Origin of the sequence: Sphingomonas sp. (assembly GCF_031361285.1) — a bacterium.
GTDB lineage: Bacteria > Pseudomonadota > Alphaproteobacteria > Sphingomonadales > Sphingomonadaceae > Sphingomicrobium.
Map to the genome: position 1 here is coordinate 1 of NZ_JANMCO010000140.1, position 3206 is coordinate 3206.

At 63.4% G+C, this 3206-nt stretch carries 2 protein-coding genes; both read right to left on the bottom strand.

All coding sequences use genetic code 11. The annotated features are described in order from the left end of the window. Positions 1-211 precede the first annotated feature (211 nt). Positions 212-418 (bottom strand): cold-shock protein, encoded by a 207-nt coding sequence (locus tag RMO25_RS11790; protein WP_309662798.1) that lies wholly within the window; start codon positions 416-418, stop codon positions 212-214. Positions 419-611: 193 nt separating this feature from the next. Next, positions 612-3206: M1 family metallopeptidase (locus tag RMO25_RS11795; RefSeq protein ID WP_309662799.1), on the bottom strand; the 2595-nt coding region annotated here is incomplete at its 5' end.

Below are 3206 nucleotides of genomic sequence, written 5' to 3' on the forward strand. Positions count from 1 at the left end.
TCCACGTTGAGGTCTCCTGCAGGTAAGCGGGAGCGCGGCTAGTCTCTCAGTCAGGCGATGCTTACGAAAGCAGGTTCGCGCTTGATGATTTGTCCTATCACAGAAGCCTGTGGCGACCTAATCCGGAGAGGAAACCGGGGCTTGATGGCGCCCTTCGAGCAGCGCCTGAAAAAAAGCTTCCCCCGACGGATCGAGGGAAGCTCCTGGCCAATTACTCGGCCTGTAGATTGACGGCGCTGTTGCGGCCGCGGTTGTCCTGCTGCAGCTCGTAGCTGACGCGCTGCTCGCGATCCAGGGTGCGCATTCCAGCGGCCTCGACGGCACTGATGTGGACGTAGGCATCGCTGCTTCCGTCGTCAGGCTGGATGAAGCCGAAACCCTTGTCGGCATTGAAGAACTTTACGGTACCGCTGATCATTGTGATATTCCTTCTGGAGGGCAAACCGACGATCGGCCGCCCAAATGCTAGGAGAAGCGAGAGAAGGAAAGAGGAGCCGCAAAGCGCCAATGACCGTCAATTTGCGACTAATAGCTCAAGCAATATAGCGACGACGGGCCATAATAGCAAAGTGACCGGGGTTTGGCGCGCGTTTGGCGGCAGTCACAACAGGCTAGTGACTCTTGAGCCAGTCGTTGACCTCGCCGCGGATGCGTGGCCGGTTCCCGGCCTCCCAGCGGATGCGCCCAACCGCTTGCTCGACCGGACGGCGATCCCCGGCGCCAAGGTTGGCCGTCGCGTAGGCAAGGAGTTTTGGCACGAGCGCTGCGTCGCCGCTCTCCTGGACAAGCTGGCCGACATATCTCGACCGCCCGGACGTATCGACCAGGCGATTGACCTGAGCCAAATGCCCAAGCACGAAATCGAGCGTCATTGCCGGATATTTGATCGACGCCGCCCTGATCATCCCGGCGCTGACGGTCGGTCCCGGTTCGGAGGTCAGCGCCAGTTCCAGAGCTCGCCGCGCCAGAACCTGGTTGCGGGCTTCGCCGAGCAATTGGTACAGCGTCGTGCGCTCGACTGTCCCCCGGGTCCCGGCGGCGATGCGGTGCAGCGTCTCCCAGGTGGCCGGCGTGGCATTGCGCGCGATCACCCGCAGCCAGCTTTCCTTCAACGAGCCCGGAATCGCGCCCGGATCCTTTTGCCAGGCGGCGAGGAGGCGCTGTCCCTCGCCGACTACGCGGGGGTCGCCGAGGTCGCCGAGCACCTGGATCAAGCTTGGGCGCAGCAGCGCATCGAGCGGCGGTTCGCCCGCCCGAGGGACGAACCCCAGACGCTGCAGGCGCGGTCCATAATCGCGCAGGACTCGCGCCTTGATCGCTGCCTGGGCGGCGGGGTCGCCGTCCAGATTGTCATGCAAATTGGCCCAGCTGAACAGGGCTTTCTCATAAACTTTGCCATGCGCTTGCGCCGGCACCGCGGCGAGGAGGTCGAGGGCGCGGGCCATCGGCTGATACCCCGCGGTCGACAGCGCCAAAGCGTCGCTCAGCAGACCAAATTGGTCGACCGGGTTGAGGCCCGGGAAGGCCGCCCGCAGCGCCTCGAACTGAGCCGGGGCATAGAGCGTGCGATAATAGCCGGTCTGCCCGGGATTGATCAGCAAGACACCGCAGCCCGGCGCCTCGATCCGCGTCGAGCGGCCGCTGGTAATCACCTGCGCGGGCGCGCCGCCGCCGCTGACCCGGACCGGCACATGCCAGCTTAGCGGTTTGGCCTGAACCGCCGCGCGGCGGTCGTTGGAGAATTGGGTTTGCGCGAATGTCACGGCGGTGCGGCCGTTGACGCATTGCGACGGCCCGACCTCGATCAGCGGAATGCCGGGCTGGCCAGTGAAATCCTTGGCGATGACCGTCAGGCCCTTCGCGCCGGCGCCCTCCATCGCCGCCCAAAGGTCGCTGGTGCGGGTGTTGCGATACGCGAATTTCGCAATGTAATTGCGCAGGCCAGTGCGCCAGACATTCTCGCCGGCGAATCCCTCGAGCATCGAGATCACCGACTCACCCTTGTCATAGGTGATGGAATCGAACGCCTGATTGGCTTGCTCGACCGTGCGGATGCTCTGGACCACCGGGTGGGTAGTCTGGAATGAGTCGAGGTCCATCGCCTTTTCGCGATTGGCGACATGCTCGACATCGGCGCCCCAGTCGGGGTGGAAATGCTGGGTGGTCCGGTTCTCCATCCAGTTGGCGAAACCCTCGTTGAGCCACAGATCGTCCCACCACGCCATGGTGACGAGATCGCCGAACCACATGTGCGCCATCTCGTGCGCTTCGACGCTGAAGATGGATTGTTTGTTCGCTTCGCTGGAGATGGCCGGATCGAGCAGCAGGATCTTTTCGAAGGTGAAGATCGCGCCCCAATTCTCCATCGCGCCGAAAAATTGCGACTGGCCCGGACCGGCGACATTGTCGAGCTTGGGAAGCGGGTAGGGGCGGCCGAAATACTCGTCGTAATAAGGCAGGATCTGCGCCTCGGCATCGAGCGCATAATGGGCCTTGTCGCCATTGCCGCGCGACATGACGACGCCGACTTCGCGGTCGCCAACTTTCCTGGTGATGCGCTCGAGGTCGCCGGTCGCGAAAAACAGGAGATAGGACGACATCGACGGCGTCGTCGCGAACTTCACGTCCTTGAGGCCGCTGCCGGCATCCCGCGACGAGGCCGACGGCATGTTGCTGACGGCCATGTCGGCGCTTGGCACGCGCGCCGTAAGGTCGAACGTCGCCCGGTAATCGGGTTCGTCCCAGCTCGGCACGAAACGCCGGGCGTCCGATGCCTCGAACTGGGTGAACAAAGCGCGCGCGGGCTTGCCGTCGACATTGGTGTAATCGAGCGCGAACAATCCATTCGCCTGCGTATTGATGGTACCCGCATAGGCGATGTCGAGCCGGTAAGTGCCGGGTTTAATCTCGCGCCCGAAATCAAATGTCGCGGTCTGCGCCTCGGCGTCGGTGCTGACCTTCGCCGCCAGCGGCTGACCCTGACCGGCGGCCAGTGAAGCCGACGCGATTTTGAGGTCGGCTGCGTTGAGCACCAGTTCATGCGTCGGCTTGATGACTTTCAGGTCGATTCCGACCTTGGCGTCGAACGTCAATGTGTCGGCGTGCGGAGTGAACTCGATCGCATAGTGGCTCGGGATCGCAGTGCGGGGGAGCTGGGTAGGAAGCGTTGGATCGACGGTGTCGGCGACCGACTGCGGCGCCGCCTG

Coding starts and splice junctions, on each gene's coding strand:
- RMO25_RS11790 (WP_309662798.1), bottom strand. CDS start 418: ATGATCAGCGGTACCGTAAAGTTCTTCAATGCCGACAAGGGTTTCGGC.